This window comes from Chromobacterium sp. IRSSSOUMB001 (genome assembly GCF_023507765.1).
GTDB classification, from domain to species: domain Bacteria; phylum Pseudomonadota; class Gammaproteobacteria; order Burkholderiales; family Chromobacteriaceae; genus Chromobacterium; species Chromobacterium haemolyticum.
This window is the reverse complement of record NZ_JALCYU010000006.1, coordinates 186101-200917: the sequence shown is the minus strand read 5'-3', so window position 1 is coordinate 200917 and position 14817 is coordinate 186101. Positions and strand designations below refer to the sequence as shown.

Below are 14817 nucleotides of genomic sequence, written 5' to 3'. Positions count from 1 at the left end.
TCATCTAAGCCCGAACGATAATTCCAAGCCGGCCTTGAAAGCCGCCCAGCCATACCCATGTGTACAACAAGGGATCAGATTGACTCGTCCGTCGTCTTGATCGCGACACCCACTTATCGGATTCAGTTGCCCATGCGCACCTTCCTCATCCTGCTGTTGCTGTACCCCTTCGCAGAAATCGCCGCCCTGGTGGCTTTGGCGGATCGCTTCGGAGGTTTAGCCGTTTTCCTGTTCGTCGTACTGTCTTCCTTGCTGGGCCTGTGGATGCTGCGCAATCAGCAGATCGGCGCCTTGTTCACCTTGGGCAGTGTGATGCGCCAGGGCGACCGGGTATCGCTGTATTCCTTGCTCTGGCCGCTGCGCTACTTGCTGGCGGGTGTGTTGTTTCTGATACCAGGCGTCATCAGCGACCTGGCCGCCGTACTATTGCTGCTGCCTTTCAAAGGCCCCAGCATCGCCGTCAATACCCACTCGGCGCAGGGGCCCGGCCCCGCCGCCGACCCCGACATCATTGATGGAGAATATACTCGGGTGGACAAAACCACTCCGCCCGACCGGCGCCTTCACTGAAGGTCCAGCCGCTGCAGAGCGTCCTCTTCAGAGGCCTCGCACTGAAGCAAAACCACCTTGCGCCGGCTCTTGTCGCCGGACAATAGTTGGACGTCGCGCTTGGCCACGGAGAAGCGTTGCGCCAGCCAGGCCAGCAGGGCCGCATTGGCCTTGCCGTCCACCGGCGGCGCCGCCAAGCGTATTTTCAGGCAGTCTCCATGTTCTCCCGCCGCCTCGGTTTTCTTGGCGCCGGGCTGCACGTGCAGAGTAAGACGGATGGTGCCGTTACGGCAGTCCAGCCAAGGTTTCATGATTTTTTCCCGCAAATCGGGAGAGTGTAGTCCAAAAGACCCAGCGCCGGCGTCAGCCGACGAGGCGTCGGCTCTCCCTTCACTTATGAGGATATCGCGATGGATATTGGAATCAACGAACAAGACCGCCAGGAAATCGCTCATGGCTTGTCCCGCCTGCTGGCCGACACTTACACCTTGTATCTGAAAACCCACAACTTCCACTGGAACGTCACCGGGCCGATGTTCAACACCCTGCACCTGATGTTTGAAACCCAGTACAACGAACTGGCTCTGGCAGTGGACGCCGTGGCCGAGCGCATCCGCGCCCTGGGCCACCACGCGCCGGGCAGCTACGCCGACTACGCCAAACTGACTGCGATCCAGGAAGCCGCCGGCGCCCCGCCCAAAGCCGAGGAAATGATCCGCCAACTGGTGGACGGCCATGAAACCGTATGTCGCACCGCGCGCAGCATTTTCGCCGTGGTTGAGCGCGCTTCGGACGAGCCCAGCGCCGACCTGCTGACCCAGCGCCTTCAGGTTCACGAGAAGACCGCCTGGATGCTGCGCAGCCTGCTGGAAAAATAATATCCGCAGACCCTGAGGCATCCGCCACGCCGCGCTCAGCGCGGCGTTTTTGCTGGCCGCCGTGCTACACTTTCAGCTGCACTCGGTTCCGCCTGCGGCGACAGCCGCGGCGAACTCCGCTTACCCGGTGAAAGCCAACAGCCATCCATGTCCACTAGCCCGTCCTCGTCCACGTCCTCCAGCGCCACCATGCTGCCGCTGTGCTTGACGCTGCTCGCCTCGCTGCTGGTCCATGCGCTGCTGTTCAGCCTGGAGATGCGCCCGCGTTCCAGCCCGCCCCCACCCGCCTCCGCCCAAATCATCAATGTGCAGTTGAACCAGACACCCAGCCGGCTGACGCCCAAAACCCGCCGGCTGGCGGAACAGAACAACCTGGGCGCGGGCAACAGCGCACAGACGGACAAGCTTGCCAGCCATCGCGCTAAGCCAGTCGCCGCCCCGGCCGATCCCGGCACGCCCGAACCCGCCGACGCCTCCCCGCGGCAACAAACCATCGCCCGTCCCCCGGAGGCAGGCAAAAAGCCTGCACTGCCGCCCTCTCAATCCGGCACGGTCGGACATGTCAGCGCCGGCAGCCTGCTGGCCCAGGTCGGAGAGATGAGCCGGCAATTGGGCGACAGCGGTCTCGCCGACAACGAACAGGAAAGCGGCGGCAAACAGGGCAAGCTGGCCGAAAGCGCCCGCGGCTACCCCTGGGCCCGTTATCAGGAAGACTGGCGACTCAAAGTGGAGCGCATCGGCAACCTCAACTACCCGGAAGCCGCTCGCCGCCAGAACATTCACGGCGCGGTGACGCTGGAAGTGCTGATCGCCGCCGACGGCGGCCTCCGCGAGGTGCGCGTGCTGCGCAGTTCCGGCTTCGGCGTGCTGGATGAGGCCGCGCGTCGCATCGTGGAACTGGCCGCGCCCTACCCGCCGTTCCCGGCGTCGCTCGCGGAACAATACAGCTCGCAACGCATTCGTCAAAAATTCGTTTTCACTCGCGACAACCAACTATCCAGTCGCTGACACATCATCAAGGAATCTCTATGTACGAAGTCAATCGCAGTATCGCCCTGATCCGTCCCCTCGCCCCCTTCCACGCCTGGCTGCAATCATTGCCCGGCGGCTTGGATGAGGAGATCTCGTTGGCGCACCTGGGCCAGGACTGCAACGCCCTGCTGATCCCGGCGGCGGAAGATTACGCCGACGCCCAAGCCTTCGTTTTCGAACGGTATCAACAGCTGTTCCAAGCCGAGCTGGCCGACTGGTGCGAGGATGACGCCCTGTGGCCGGAAGAACTTTCGCTGGAACTGTTCCAACAATGGTTCTCGCTGGAAATCCATTCCATCGTCACCGACCTGGTCGACGAGGCGCTGGAGCGCGAGGCCTTCGTGCCGCTGGAACTGGGCGAATAAGCATACGCGCGCCACGGCGTCGCCCATGGCGGCGCCGGGCGCCATCACGAGCAAGGGAGAAACACCATCATGCAGCACAATACCAAGATCAAAGTGCGCGGCTACCATCTGGACCTATACGGCCACGTCAACAACGCCCGTTATCTGGAGTTTCTGGAAGAGGCGCGCTGGAACTACTTCGAGAGCCGCGGGGATCTCCCCTGGTTCCTGCAGTCCGGCCTGGCGCTGGTGGTCGTCAACATCAATATCGACTACCGCTACCCTGCCACCATGGGCGACGAGCTCGTGATCGAGACCGGGGTCAAGAGCATAGGCACCCGCAGCGCGGTGATGCATCAGCGCGTGAGCCTGGCCGGCGGCGGCAAGCTGGTGGCCGAGGCCGACGTCACCTTCGCGGTGTTTGACGCCAAACAAGGCAAGGCGGTGGCGCTGGACGGCAAGCTGAAGGAACTACTGGAGCAAATGCTGGCCGAACAGGCTTGATCGTCATGGCATAAACAGTCCGGGCCGCGCCCGGACCTTACCGCAGGACAAGGAAATGAAGAAAGGTCTGCTCGCGCTGCTGGGCGTCGCGCTGGTCGCCGCCGTCGCCTATATGGCGCTGTTCGCCGGCTCGCCGGCCCCCCAGGTCAGCTACACCTCGCTCAACGGCCAAACCGCCAGCACCGAATCGCTGAAAGGCAAGGTGGTGCTGGTCAACTTCTGGGCCACCAGCTGTCCGGGCTGCGTAGAGGAAATGCCGGAAATCAAGAAGATGCATCAGGAATTCGCCGGCAAGGGCTATGAAACCATCGCGGTGGCGCTGAGCTACGACCCGCCCAATTACGTGAAAAGCTTCGTGGACAAATACCAGCTGCCCTTCTTCGTGGCGCTGGACAGCAACGGCCAGATCGCCAAGGCTTTCGGCGACATCCAATTAGCGCCAACCACGTTCCTGATCGACAAACAGGGCAAGATCATCAAACGCTATGTTGGCGTGATGGACTTCGAGGAGGTGCGCAAGCTGGTGCGGCAGCACCTGTGAGCCCCCCCCCTCAAAAATAAACGCCCCGGTCCACCGGGGCGTTTCTCATCGCGCGGAGCACACCGTGCAAGCCGGATCCCGCGGCACCTTGATCTGGCGGAACTCTCCGCTCAGCCCGTCATACAGGGTCAACCGCCCCAAATGCGGCGCGATGCCCGCCAAAAGCTTGACCGCTTCCACCGCCTGCAGGCTTCCTATCACCCCAACCAATGGCGACAACACGCCAAAAGTCGCACATGGCCCGTCGCCGGCCTCCCCCTCGTCCGGAAACAGGCAGTGATAGCAAGGCGACGCCGCATCGCGTGGATCGAACACCGCCAGTTGGCCGGCGAAACGCACCGCCGCGCCCGACACCAGCGGCGTGCCGGCTGCCACACAGGCGCGGTTCACCGCATGTCGGGTAGTGAAATTATCGCTGCAGTCCAGCACCAGGTCATGACCGGCCGCCAACTCATCCAAAGCCGCTTGGTCCAGCCGCCGCGCCAGCGGCCGCGCGTCCACCTCGGGATTGATGCAGCGCATCCGCTCGGCGGCGGACTCCGCTTTCAAACGCCCCAGGCTGTCGCTGTCATGAACAATCTGACGCTGCAGATTGGACAACTCCACCACATCGTCGTCGGCGATGCTGATCTGCCCTACCCCGGCGCTGGCCAGATAAAGCGCTACCGGCGAGCCCAGCCCGCCGGCGCCGACGATCAGCGCGCGCGCCCGGCTCAGCCGTTGTTGGCCGACAATGTCGATCTCCGGCAGCAGAATGTGCCGGCTATAGCGCAAAAGCGCCTCATCGTTGAGTTCAATCATGATTGTTAGCCTAATCCGAACGCCGCCGTCGCGCCATCATCCAAAAGCATAAGGCCAGCCGGGATGCGGCTGGCCTTATAAACTGTTTTCGATCTGCTACGCGTCAGCGGAATTGTGTTTGGACTAGAGCAACGTTCGAAATGTTCATGTACCACATGTACATTCCGCTTTCTCAGCCTCAACGTCTTGGCCCGCCTTAGCTCGCGAGATCGTAAACACGTTCTTATGCGTCAAACAGCAAAGCGGACTTATTCTTCCACCGTCTTGCGGGCGAACTTGATGCCCAACTGCTTGAGCTTGCGATACAGATGGGTGCGTTCCAGGCCGACTTTCTGCGCCACCCGGCTCATATTGCCGTTCTCCAGCGAGATATGGTATTCGAAGTAACGGCGCTCCAACTGTTCGCGCAATTCGCGCAGCGGCATGTTGAAGTCGAAACCGGACTCCTCCACCGGCTTCTCGTGGCGGAACTGAGCCAGCACCTTGTTGACTTCTCCCGCGTCCACTTCGTCCGACTCGGAAGTCAGCGCCAGGCTCTTGATGATGCTGCGCAACTGCTCAAGGTTGCCCGGCCAGTCGTACTGGCGAAGCGCGTTGAGCGCGGCCGTGGTCAGCTTGCGCGCCGGCACCTGCTTGGACTCCACCAACTCGGTCAGAATCTGCTCGGCAATGAAGATGATGTCTTCGGAGTGCTCGCGCAGCGGCGGAATCGGCACGATCACGCTGGACAAGGCCGTCAGCAACCGGTTGTCGCACTCGGGATCCACCAGCAATTCCTGCAGCGGACGGCTGCAAGAGCACAGCAGCCGCACATTGAAGCGGTCCAGCTTGGACAGCAGGAACAGCAGCCCTTGTTGCACGCGGCGGCCGTACTGGCCGATCTCCGGCAGGAACAACACGCCGTTATTGGCCTTTTGCAGCAGTTCCAGCGGGGCGTCAGCCAGTTGCTCCTGCTTGGCCGGCGTCACCCACGGGGTATTGCCCTGATGGAAGAAGCGCGCTACCAGTTCGAAGCCGGAGCCGGGCTCGCCTGTCAACAACACCGGCGACTTGACCTTGGCCACGCGCTCCAGCTGCCGCTTCAGCTCCTGGATAGGCTCGCTGCGACCCAGCTTGTCCAGGTTCAACGAAGTGTTGGCCTGCATGTCGCCGTACTTCAGCGCTCGCTGCACTGTGGTCAGCAGCTTTTGCAGCGCAATCGGCTTCTCGAGGAAGTCGAAAGCGCCGATGCGAGTCGCCTCCACCGCGGTGTCTATGCTGGCGTGGCCGGACATCATCACCACCGGCATGTTCAGCTGACCGGACTTGGCCCACTCCTTGAGCAAAGTCACGCCGTCGCAATCCGGCATCCAAATGTCCAGCAACACCAACGCTGGACGCGTCTGGTTGCGCAACTGTCTGGCTACCTCGGCGTTTTCCGCCAGCGCGACGGTGTACCCCTCATCCTGCAGTATCTCGGAGAGCAATTCACGGATACCGATCTCGTCGTCAACAATCAAAATATCGCTGCTACGCATTAGGCCTCCAGCAATGGCAGGGAGAGAAGGATGCGCGCGCCGTTGGGTTCGAGATTGCCCACTTTGATCTGCCCGTGGTGGTCTTCAAGAATCTTCTTGACCACCGCCAGGCCAAGACCGGTGCCTTTGGTCTTGCTGGTCACATAGGGTTCGAACACGCGTTGCAGGATCTCCGGAGCGAAGCCCGGACCATTATCCTCCACGCAAACGAGCGCATAGCCTTCTTCTTTTCGGCTGCTAATTTGAATCATCGGGATGTCAACGTCAAGGACCGCATCTTGCGCGTTCTGAATCAGGTTATGTAAAACCTGCCGCAACAATGCCGCATCCGCCATGATCATCAACGGCCTTTCATCAAGCGCCATCTTAACAGCAGAGTTGGATTCGTAAAGAGCCATCACCTCCCGCACCACTTGATTCAGGTCCAATTCGGTCAACTTGGTGCGCGGCGCGCGCGCGTAATCGCGGAACGCGTCCACCATGGCCTTGAGCGCGCCCACCTGCTTGATGATGGTGTCGGTGGAGCGGCGCAGCATGTCGGCGTCGACGCCGGCCAGCTTGTCCTGCAGCTTCATCGCCAGGCGCTCGGCCGACAGCTGTATCGGCGTCAGCGGATTGCGGATCTCGTGCGCCAGCCGTTTGGCCACCTCGCCCCAGGCCGCGTCGCGCTGGGCGCGCGCCAGTTCGGTGATGTCGTCGAACACCACCACGTACCCCACTGCGGACGCTTCCGGCAGATGGGCGCCGCGCACCAGCAAGGTGCGCTCGCCCTGCACCGTCAAATAGTTGAGCTGGGTTTTCCAGTCGCTGTCGCTGTTCTTGGACGCGTACTCCAGCACGCATTCCACCAGCGGCGCCACCGCCGGAATCGACGTGGCCCAGTGCGGGAAATCCTGATCCGACACCTCGGCGAAATCCACGCCCAGAATGCGCGAGGCGCTGGTATTGGCGGCGCGCAGCTGCCAGTCGGCGCCGAAGGCGATCACCCCGGCGCTCAGGTTGGCCAAGATGCTTTCCAGGTAGAGCTTGCTGCTTTCCAGCTCGCTGCGGCTGAGGTCGGCGGCATGGCGCGCGTCCTCTAGCTGTTGCGTCATCCGGTTGAACAAGGTGGTCAGCATGCCCAATTCGTCTCGCCGGTACACCGGGTGGCGCTTGGAGAAGTCGCCCTGCGCCACTGCCCGGGTGCCGGCGGCCAACTCGGACAAGGGTGCGGAAAGTCGCTCGGACAGGAATAAGGCGAAAGCCAGCGCCGCGGTCAGCGCCAACAGCGCGGACAAGGCCAGCGTCAGCATGTAGAAGGTCGTCAGGCCTTCGCGGCCCAACAACAGCTGGCGGTACTCCGCCCGCGCGGTCTCGATCTGCTCCGCGTCCTGGGCGATGCGTCCTGGCGCGGATTGCAGGGCCTGCAACACACGCTGCTGGCTGTCCAGATTGCGGTAAATCAACAGCGACTTCAGCACCAGGCCGCTGCCGCCGTCGTTCTCGTAACTGCCCAGCGTCTGACGCGGTTTGAGCTTGCCTATGCTCTCGCGCGACAGCGGAGGAGGCACTCGCTCGCTGAGCCCGCCGGCGAAGGCCAGCAACTGGCCGCTGCGGCTATAGACAGCAAGTTCGCGCAATCCCAATTGCTCGCGCAAGCGCTCCAACCGCGCCGGCAATAGGCTTTCAGGCAAGGATTCGATATCGTCCTGAACCGAACGCGCGCGGCGGCCTAGATCCTCCTGCACATACTGCAACGAATTGCGCGCCAGGCCCAGGCTGCGCTCCAGCGCCGACTCGACTCGGACGTCGAACCAGCTTTCGATGCTGCGGGTCAGGAACTGGGCGGAAACGGTGAACACCAGAATGCCCGGCACCAAGGCCACCACCGCGAACATCATCACCAGCTTTTGGGTCAGCTTGGCGCCGAACACCCGTTGCCGCACCCGCTGGCGCAACCGCAGCAACTGGCGCGCCACTACGCCCAGCAGCGTGGCGAGCAAGAGGCCGTTCAGGCCGAACACCCACCAGTAGTATTCGTTGAGTTTGGATGCGTTACCGGTGGCCAAGGCCAGCAGATAAAGCAGGATGGCGCCCAGCGTCGCCAGCGCGATCACCGCGTAACGCATCAGCCGCCATCCTTTACGTCCAGCTTGACCCAGTCGGACGACAGCGACCAATCCGCCGAGCCCAGCGCGTTCAGTTGGAATGGTTTGGGAAGCTCGCCGATGTCCAGCAATAGCCGCACCTGGCCGGCAACGCGCCCCGGAGCCCGCGGGTCCAAGGTGCCGGAGTTGAGAACTCGCCAGCCCTGGATCGCGCCCACCGCGCCCAGCGCCTCACGCAGGGAGGGATAGTAATTGGAGAGGCCACCGATGGTGACGCGATAGCGATTGGTCAGCGACTGATAGGACAGCTTGAAGCCGAGTTGGGCGTGCGGATCGAACCACTCGCTGAAGTTCAGATAGTAAGCGGTCAGCCGCGGCTTGGTCAGCTGGAACTCCAGCCGGAACGGCAACACCACGCCCTGCTCCAGCGCATCACTGAGGCTGGGCGTCAGCCGCGTCTGAAAACGGGTGCTGACGGACAGCTGGCCGTCCGTCGTCACCTCGGCTTCAGCGCGACGCGATCCGATGGTCTCCGCCTGCGCCGCCATGGCGAGGCCGGCCAGCAAACACAGCAGCAGGCTAACGTTTTTCAAGCAACGCGTAATAAAAGCCGTCATGACGCTCACAAGGAAGCAACTGCTCCTGTCTCAAGCACGCGGCATCCGCATGGCGTTTCAGAAAGGAGTCTAGCTGTTGCTGATTCTCTTCAGGGAAAATGGAGCACGTAGCGTAAAGCATTTTGCCGCCGGAGGCGAGCAAAGGCCACAGCGCATCGGCCATCGCAGCTTGTTGCACGCCCAGCGCGGCGAAATCGCCCGGGCGGCGCAGCCACTTGATGTCCGGATGACGGCGCACCACGCCGCTGGCGGAGCAAGGCACGTCGGCGAGGATGCGGTCGAAGGGCTGGCCGTCCCACCAGCCGGCCGGCTGGCCGGCGTCGGCCACATACAGCCGCGCGGTGGCGCCGATGCGCTCCAGATTGTCCGCCACACGCTGCAAGCGCTGCTCGTCGATGTCCAGCGCGGTGACTTCGACATTGGCGCTCTCCAGAATATGGCCGGTCTTGCCGCCGGGCGCCGCGCAGGCGTCCAGCACCCGCTGGCCAGCGCTCAGATCCAGCCAATGCGCGGCCTGCTGCGCGCCCCAGTCCTGCACCGACACCTCGCCGTCGGCGAAGCCGGGCAGCTCGCGCACATTGACCGGCCGCGCCAGCTTGATCGAACCGCTGTCCAGCGCCTCCCCGTCCAGTCCCGCGGCCCGCAGCCGCTCCAGATAGGCCGCGGCGTCGCCATGGCGGCGATTGACGCGCAAAGTCATCGGAGGATGGCCGTTGTCGGCATCCAAAATGGCTTGCCAGGCATCGGGATAAGCGCGCTGCAAACCCTTGATCCACCACAACGGGTGGTTGAAGCTGGCTTCGATGTCTCTTTCCGCCGCCCGCTCCAGCGCCGCGCGCTGACGCAGGAAGTTGCGCAGCACGCCGTTGACCAGCCCCTTGAAATTGCCCTTGGCCAGCCGGCTGGCCAGGGTCACCGCCTCGTTCACCACGGCGTACTCAGCGGCGCGGGTATGCAGCAATTGATAGAAAGCCACGATCAACACCCGCTCCAACACCGGCTCAGGCAAGGGCTTGGCCACCAACTGGCGCAAATAAAAACGCAGCCGCGCCAAATGACGCAGGCTGCCATAGGTCAAATCCTGCAAAGCCCCACGCTCGGACGGCGTCAACTCCGGCGCCTTGCGTTGAGCTTCGGCCAGCGCCTCGGTCAGGTTGGTTCCGGATTCGACGCGCAACAGAATATTGGCGGCCAATTGCTGAATATGATGCATGGGTGCTTTCTATCAAACCATAACAAACAGGCCAATGCCGGACGGCATTGGCCTTGCGCGATCCAGACGGCGCGGCGGCCGCCCGACGCTCGTCAATTAATATACGCCGCGCGCCATCGCTTGCAGCCGTTCTATGCGGTCCGCGGTTTGCGGATGGGTGCGGAACAGATCGCCCATTCCGCCGCCGCCGGACAGCGGGTTGATGATCATCATCTGCGCCGTTTCCGGATGCGCCTCGGCGGTGGGCATCACGATGCCCTGGGCGTAGTATTCGATTTTCTGCAAGGCGGAAGCCAAAGCCAGCGGGTCGCCTGAAATCTCGGCGCCGCCGCGGTCGGCTTCAAATTCGCGCGCGCGGGAAATCGCCATCTGTATCAGGCTGGCGGCCAACGGCGCCAACAGGGCGATGGCCAAACGCGGCAACAAACCCACTGGCTGACCGTTCTCATCGCGGCCGCCAAAGAACATGGCGAAGTTGGCCAACGCGGAAATCGCGCCGGCCATGGTGGCGGAAATAGTGGAGATCAAGGTGTCGCGGTGCTGGACGTGGGCCAACTCGTGCGCCATCACCCCGCGCAGCTCGCGATAGTCCAGCATGCGCATGATGCCGCTGGTGGCGGCCACCGCCGCGTGCTCCGGACTGCGGCCGGTGGCGAAGGCGTTGGGCTGCTCTTCATGGATCACATAGACGCGCGGCATAGGCAGGCCGGCGCGCTGCGCCAGTTCCGCCACCATGCCGTAGAATTCCGGCGCGCTCTGGGCGTCCACCTCCTGCGCGTTGTACATGCGCAGCACCATCTGGTCGGAATTCCACCAGGCGAACACATTCATAGCCCCGCCGAACAACAGCGCCAGAATCATGCCGCTCTTGCCGCCTATCATGCCGCCGATCACGGCGAACAAGGCCAGAATCGCCGCCATCAGCAAGGTGGTCTTGAACCAGTTGTCCGTCATCCCCTACCCTTTCATCTCGCTTCAGTCGATCCGATCACACACCCAAACGCGTGCCCGTCAGTTGGCTTCTGCCCGCAACGAAGTCACGCGCGGCCAAGCGCTTGCCGCCAGCCGCCTGCAACACCGTCAGCCGCGCCAGGCCGGAACCGCAGCCCACCAATACGCCGTCCGCATCCGCGGCGATGACCAGGCCGGGCTCGGCTTGGCCGGCTTCCGCGACTGCCATCCACAGTTTCAGCGCCTCGCCGGCCAGCAGCGTATGCGCGCCGGGGGCAGGATTGTAGGCGCGGATGGCCCGAGCGACATCTTCCGCCGGCAGATTCCAGTCCACCAGAGCCTCTGCTTTGCTCAGCTTCTGCGCGTAAGTGACGCCCGCTTCAGGCTGCTTGACCGGCTGAATCGTCTCCAATCCGGCCAGCGTGGACACGATGGCGCGCGCGCCCTCCGCAGCCAGCTTATCGTGCAGCGTGGCGGCGGTCTCGTCGGCGGCGATGGCCACCGGATGGATGGACAGCATGTCGCCGGTGTCCAGACCCACGTCCATTTGCATGATGGTGATGCCGGTTTCGGCGTCGCCCGCCAAGATGGCGCGCTGGATGGGCGCCGCGCCGCGCCAGCGGGGCAGCAGCGAGGCGTGGATGTTCAAACAGCCGCGCGCGGGAATGTCCAACACCGCCTGCGGCAGGATCAACCCGTAAGCGGCCACCACCATCAGTTCGGCGCCGATGTCGCGCAGCATCTGCTGCGCTTCGTCATTGCGCAAGGACGCCGGCTGCTCCACGCGCAGACCGTGCTCCAGCGCGACTTCCTTGACCGGGCTGGGCTTCAATTTCATGCCGCGGCCGGCCGGGCGGTCCGGCTGGGTCAGCACCAGGGCGATTTCATGGCCGGCGGCGATCAACTCGCGCAGCGCGGCGGCGGCAAACTCCGGCGTACCGGCAAAGATCAATTTCATTCAAACCATTCCGGACAGGGCGCCCACGGCACCGCCGTCACATATTCTGTTTTTCACGCTTTTTCAGCTTGCTCTTGATACGGGTCTGCTTCATCTGCGACAGGTATTCGACAAACACCTTGCCGTCCAGATGATCGATCTCGTGCTGGATGCAAATCGCCAGCAGGCCGTCGGCTTCCAGTTCGAACGGTTTGCCGTTGCGGTCCAGCGCGCGCACCTTGACGTGCTCGGCGCGGGTCACTTTGTCGTAAATGCCGGGCACGGACAAACAGCCCTCTTCATACACCGTCTCGCCGTCCTTGCTCAGGATTTCCGGGTTGATGAACACGCGGCGTTCATTTCTTTCCTCGGAAATATCCATCACCACCAAGCGGCGGTGAAAATCGACCTGAGTCGCGGCCAAGCCGATGCCTTTGGCTTCGTACATGGTCTCGAACATATTGTCGATCTGCGTCTGCAAGGCCTCGTCGAAGACCTCCACCGGCTTGGCCACGGTGTGCAGCCGTTCATCCGGGTAATGCAAAATATTCAACAATGCCATCGGATTTAATGACTCCCCATCGTTTCAATCACTCATCAAGTTGTCGTATCGCAATCGGCACGCCGATAATAGACATGTTCGAAACGCGATTCGTTGCATGCGGGCCACCCCCCGCAGGTGTCCGTCCACCTTCATATTGGGGCATTTCCCATGCGTAAAAGCATTATATCCTTCGCCTTGGCCCTCGGGTTCGCCATGCCCGGTTTCGCTGCAGACCTGCAACTGAAAGCGGATGCGCCCAGCCGCTACACCGTGAAGCGCGGCGACACGCTGTGGAGCATTTCCGGGCGCTACCTGAATAGCCCCTGGAAGTGGCCCCGCCTGTGGCGGATGAACCAGGGCGAAATCAAGAATCCGCACTGGATCTACCCGGGCGACGTATTGGCGCTGGACTACGTGGACGGCCAGCCGCGGCTATCGCTGGCGCGCGGCGCTCAGCGCGAAGTCAAGCTGTCGCCGCAAGCCCGCGTCGAGATGCTGGACCAGGCGGTGGCCAGCATTCCCGCCTCGGCGATCGAGCCCTTCCTCAAACGGCCGCTGGTGGTGGACATGGCGCAGTTCCTGCAGTCGCCCAAGCTGATCGCCGGGCCGGAGGAGCATCTCACCGTCGCCACCGGAGACCGCGTCTACGCCACCGGCGTCAACGAGGCCGGCACCTGGCAGGCTTACCGGCTGGGCAAGCCGCTGCTGGACCCGGACACCAAGAAGGTGCTGGGCGTGGAGGCGACTTACAGCGGCGATCTGACCGCGGACAAGCCTCAGGGCGAAGTCCAGACTCTGAAAGTCCGGAGCGTCAGCGAGGAAATCCTGGTGGGCGACCACCTGATGCGCGCGCCGCTGCAAAACTTCAACAACTACGCGCCGCACCCGGCCGACGCCCATCTGAGCGGCAAGGTGGTCTCGGTCTACAACGGCGTGGACGGCGCGGCCCAATACTCTACTATTGTACTCAATCTGGGCCAGTCGCAGGGCGTCGAAAACGGCCATGTGTTCGGCCTGTTCAAAAAAGGACGCCCGCTGGAAATCAAGGACGAACAAGGCAAGCGCACGGTGACGCTGCCGGCGGAACGCGCCGGCAACGCCTTCGTCTACCGCGTGTTCGACAAAGTCTCCTACGCGCTGGTGCTGGACAGCCGCGGGCCGATCTACGTGGGCGACAGCGTGGCCAGCCCCGAGCAGGAATGAAGGCTCCGCCGCACGACTGGCTGCTGCTGGCGCTGACGCCCGGCATCGGCCCGGCCGGCTTTCTCCGGTTGATCGACGCCTTCGGCGGCGCGGACGCCGCTCTAAACGCCAACAGCCGCCAAACGGAGCCCTTGATCGGCAAAGAAGCGGCCGAAGCCCTGCAGCGTCGCGAGGCCGCCGCCTCCGCCGAAGCGGCGCTAGAGTGGGCGCAGACGCCAGGCTGCCAGCTGGTGTCGCTGCTGGACGACGACTACCCGCCGCAACTGGCCGAATCCAACGCGCCGCCGCCGCTGCTGTTTGCCCGCGGGAGGCGCGAACTACTGGCCGAACCCATGCTCGCCATCGTGGGCAGCCGCGCCGCCACGCCTCAGGGCAAGCAGAACGCGGAGAACTTCTCCCGCGACTTGGCCGAACACGGCTATTGCATCGTCAGCGGCCTGGCCAGCGGCATAGACGCCGCGGCTCATCACGGCGCGCTCGGACAAGCGTCCTCCACCGTCGCGGTGGTCGGCACCGGCATAGACCGAGTCTATCCGGCCAGCAACCGCCAGTTGGCGCACCGCATCGCGGAGGAAGGCCTGATTCTGTCCGAGTTCGCGCTGGGCATGGGACCGCTGGCCGCTCATTTTCCGCGTCGCAACCGCATCATCGCCGGCCTCAGCCGCGGCTGCCTGGTGGCGGAGGCCAACACCGGATCCGGCTCGCTGATCACCGCGCGGCTGGCGATGGAGAACAATCGCGAAGTGATGGCCATCCCCGGCTCCATCCACAACCCCCAGTCTCGCGGCTGTCACCGGCTGATCAAGGACGGCGCCAAGCTGGTGGAAACCGTGGACGACGTGCTGGACGAAGTCGGCAGGCTGCAACGCAAACGCCCCCGCGCCAAACCGGCGGCCCCCACCGCGGAATCGCCGCTGCTTGAAGCCATGGGATTTGACCCCATCAGTATGGATGCGCTTTCGACCACGCTCGGGTTGACTGTGGGGGAGCTTTACGCGATGCTGCTCGAACTTGAGCTGGCCGGCCTGGTGGCCAGCCATCCCGGCGGGCTTTTTCAGCGCCTGAACCTGGGCTGAACCGCGCTAACCCGCACTTTAAG

The 14817-nt window shown here is 63.3% G+C and carries 17 protein-coding genes; 8 read left to right on the top strand and 9 right to left on the bottom strand.

Going from position 1 to position 14817, the window contains the following annotated elements; translation table 11 throughout:
- Positions 1-132 precede the first annotated feature (132 nt).
- Positions 133-570 (top strand): FxsA family protein, encoded by a 438-nt coding sequence (locus tag MOV80_RS10270; RefSeq protein ID WP_043592319.1) that lies wholly within the window; start codon positions 133-135, stop codon positions 568-570.
- Here MOV80_RS10270 and MOV80_RS10265 read toward each other — a convergent pair.
- A complete protein-coding gene (locus tag MOV80_RS10265) occupies positions 564-860 on the bottom strand; it encodes a DUF167 domain-containing protein (protein ID WP_019100311.1) in 297 nt (98 codons plus the stop codon). The genes MOV80_RS10270 and MOV80_RS10265 overlap by 7 nt on opposite strands.
- 99 nt (positions 861-959) lie before the next feature.
- Here MOV80_RS10265 and MOV80_RS10260 point away from each other — a divergent pair, with 99 nt between their 5' ends.
- From MOV80_RS10260 to MOV80_RS10240, 5 genes are all read left to right on the top strand, one after another.
- Positions 960-1427 (top strand): Dps family protein, encoded by a 468-nt coding sequence (locus MOV80_RS10260; protein ID WP_019100310.1) that lies wholly within the window; start codon positions 960-962, stop codon positions 1425-1427.
- A 147-nt stretch (positions 1428-1574) separates the two neighbouring features.
- Positions 1575-2435: an energy transducer TonB gene (locus MOV80_RS10255; RefSeq protein ID WP_081555037.1), complete on the top strand. Its 861-nt coding sequence runs from the start codon at positions 1575-1577 to the stop codon at positions 2433-2435.
- Between the two features lie 20 nt (positions 2436-2455).
- Positions 2456-2824 carry a VacJ gene (locus MOV80_RS10250; RefSeq protein WP_081555036.1) on the top strand — a complete coding sequence of 123 codons (369 nt, stop codon included), beginning with the start codon at positions 2456-2458 and terminating at the stop codon, positions 2822-2824.
- A gap of 69 nt (positions 2825-2893) precedes the next feature.
- Positions 2894-3307: a thioesterase family protein gene (locus MOV80_RS10245; protein ID WP_118266402.1), complete on the top strand. Its 414-nt coding sequence runs from the start codon at positions 2894-2896 to the stop codon at positions 3305-3307.
- Positions 3308-3362: 55 nt separating this feature from the next.
- Positions 3363-3848, top strand: coding sequence for a TlpA disulfide reductase family protein (locus MOV80_RS10240; RefSeq protein WP_043592325.1), 486 nt, complete (start codon positions 3363-3365; stop codon positions 3846-3848).
- A 45-nt stretch (positions 3849-3893) separates the two neighbouring features.
- Here MOV80_RS10240 and moeB read toward each other — a convergent pair whose 3' ends face one another.
- The 8 genes from moeB to def form a co-directional block, all read right to left on the bottom strand.
- Positions 3894-4649 carry a molybdopterin-synthase adenylyltransferase MoeB gene (moeB, locus tag MOV80_RS10235; RefSeq protein WP_043592327.1) on the bottom strand — a complete coding sequence of 252 codons (756 nt, stop codon included), beginning with the start codon at positions 4647-4649 and terminating at the stop codon, positions 3894-3896.
- A 248-nt stretch (positions 4650-4897) separates the two neighbouring features.
- Positions 4898-6166 (bottom strand): sigma-54 dependent transcriptional regulator, encoded by a 1269-nt coding sequence (locus MOV80_RS10230; protein WP_019100015.1) that lies wholly within the window; start codon positions 6164-6166, stop codon positions 4898-4900.
- Complete coding sequence (locus tag MOV80_RS10225) at positions 6166-8274, bottom strand: ATP-binding protein (protein WP_043592329.1); 2109 nt, start codon at positions 8272-8274, stop codon at positions 6166-6168. The genes MOV80_RS10230 and MOV80_RS10225 overlap by 1 nt, the downstream gene beginning before the upstream one ends.
- A complete protein-coding gene (locus tag MOV80_RS10220) occupies positions 8274-8870 on the bottom strand; it encodes a DUF4390 domain-containing protein (RefSeq protein ID WP_039756103.1) in 597 nt (198 codons plus the stop codon). Before MOV80_RS10220 ends, MOV80_RS10225 begins: the two co-directional genes overlap by 1 nt.
- Entirely contained in the window at positions 8833-10083 is a 1251-nt protein-coding gene (gene rsmB / locus MOV80_RS10215; RefSeq protein ID WP_043592330.1) for a 16S rRNA (cytosine(967)-C(5))-methyltransferase RsmB, read from the bottom strand. The genes MOV80_RS10220 and rsmB overlap by 38 nt, the downstream gene beginning before the upstream one ends.
- A 96-nt stretch (positions 10084-10179) precedes the next feature.
- Positions 10180-11037 carry a zinc metalloprotease HtpX gene (htpX, locus tag MOV80_RS10210; protein WP_043635619.1) on the bottom strand — a complete coding sequence of 286 codons (858 nt, stop codon included), beginning with the start codon at positions 11035-11037 and terminating at the stop codon, positions 10180-10182.
- A gap of 34 nt (positions 11038-11071) precedes the next feature.
- Entirely contained in the window at positions 11072-11992 is a 921-nt protein-coding gene (fmt, locus tag MOV80_RS10205) for a methionyl-tRNA formyltransferase (protein WP_019103370.1), read from the bottom strand.
- 37 nt (positions 11993-12029) lie between these two features.
- Entirely contained in the window at positions 12030-12533 is a 504-nt protein-coding gene (gene def, locus MOV80_RS10200) for a peptide deformylase (RefSeq protein WP_019103371.1), read from the bottom strand.
- 150 nt (positions 12534-12683) lie between these two features.
- Here def and MOV80_RS10195 point away from each other — a divergent pair, with 150 nt between their 5' ends.
- Positions 12684-13718, top strand: a complete 1035-nt coding sequence (locus MOV80_RS10195) for a LysM peptidoglycan-binding domain-containing protein (protein WP_043592346.1) — start codon at positions 12684-12686, stop codon at positions 13716-13718.
- On the top strand, positions 13715-14794 hold the full coding sequence (gene dprA, locus MOV80_RS10190; RefSeq protein WP_043592347.1) for a DNA-processing protein DprA: 1080 nt from the start codon (positions 13715-13717) through the stop codon (positions 14792-14794). The genes MOV80_RS10195 and dprA overlap by 4 nt, the downstream gene beginning before the upstream one ends.
- Positions 14795-14817: the final 23 nt, after the last annotated feature.

What these genes read in the sequence shown, in the direction of transcription:
- MOV80_RS10270 (WP_043592319.1), top strand. Translation starts at nt 133, where the DNA reads ATGCGCACCTTCCTCATCCTGCTGTTGCTGTACCCCTTCGCAGAAATC.
- MOV80_RS10265 (WP_019100311.1), bottom strand. Translation starts at nt 860, where the DNA reads ATGAAACCTTGGCTGGACTGCCGTAACGGCACCATCCGTCTTACTCTG.
- MOV80_RS10260 (WP_019100310.1), top strand. Translation starts at nt 960, where the DNA reads ATGGATATTGGAATCAACGAACAAGACCGCCAGGAAATCGCTCATGGC.
- MOV80_RS10255 (WP_081555037.1), top strand. Translation starts at nt 1,575, where the DNA reads ATGTCCACTAGCCCGTCCTCGTCCACGTCCTCCAGCGCCACCATGCTG.
- MOV80_RS10250 (WP_081555036.1), top strand. Translation starts at nt 2,456, where the DNA reads ATGTACGAAGTCAATCGCAGTATCGCCCTGATCCGTCCCCTCGCCCCC.
- MOV80_RS10245 (WP_118266402.1), top strand. Translation starts at nt 2,894, where the DNA reads ATGCAGCACAATACCAAGATCAAAGTGCGCGGCTACCATCTGGACCTA.
- MOV80_RS10240 (WP_043592325.1), top strand. Translation starts at nt 3,363, where the DNA reads ATGAAGAAAGGTCTGCTCGCGCTGCTGGGCGTCGCGCTGGTCGCCGCC.
- moeB (WP_043592327.1), bottom strand. Translation starts at nt 4,649, where the DNA reads ATGATTGAACTCAACGATGAGGCGCTTTTGCGCTATAGCCGGCACATT.
- MOV80_RS10230 (WP_019100015.1), bottom strand. Translation starts at nt 6,166, where the DNA reads ATGCGTAGCAGCGATATTTTGATTGTTGACGACGAGATCGGTATCCGT.
- MOV80_RS10225 (WP_043592329.1), bottom strand. Translation starts at nt 8,274, where the DNA reads ATGCGTTACGCGGTGATCGCGCTGGCGACGCTGGGCGCCATCCTGCTT.
- MOV80_RS10220 (WP_039756103.1), bottom strand. Translation starts at nt 8,870, where the DNA reads ATGACGGCTTTTATTACGCGTTGCTTGAAAAACGTTAGCCTGCTGCTG.
- rsmB (WP_043592330.1), bottom strand. Translation starts at nt 10,083, where the DNA reads ATGCATCATATTCAGCAATTGGCCGCCAATATTCTGTTGCGCGTCGAA.
- htpX (WP_043635619.1), bottom strand. Translation starts at nt 11,037, where the DNA reads ATGACGGACAACTGGTTCAAGACCACCTTGCTGATGGCGGCGATTCTG.
- fmt (WP_019103370.1), bottom strand. Translation starts at nt 11,992, where the DNA reads ATGAAATTGATCTTTGCCGGTACGCCGGAGTTTGCCGCCGCCGCGCTG.
- def (WP_019103371.1), bottom strand. Translation starts at nt 12,533, where the DNA reads ATGGCATTGTTGAATATTTTGCATTACCCGGATGAACGGCTGCACACC.
- MOV80_RS10195 (WP_043592346.1), top strand. Translation starts at nt 12,684, where the DNA reads ATGCGTAAAAGCATTATATCCTTCGCCTTGGCCCTCGGGTTCGCCATG.
- dprA (WP_043592347.1), top strand. Translation starts at nt 13,715, where the DNA reads ATGAAGGCTCCGCCGCACGACTGGCTGCTGCTGGCGCTGACGCCCGGC.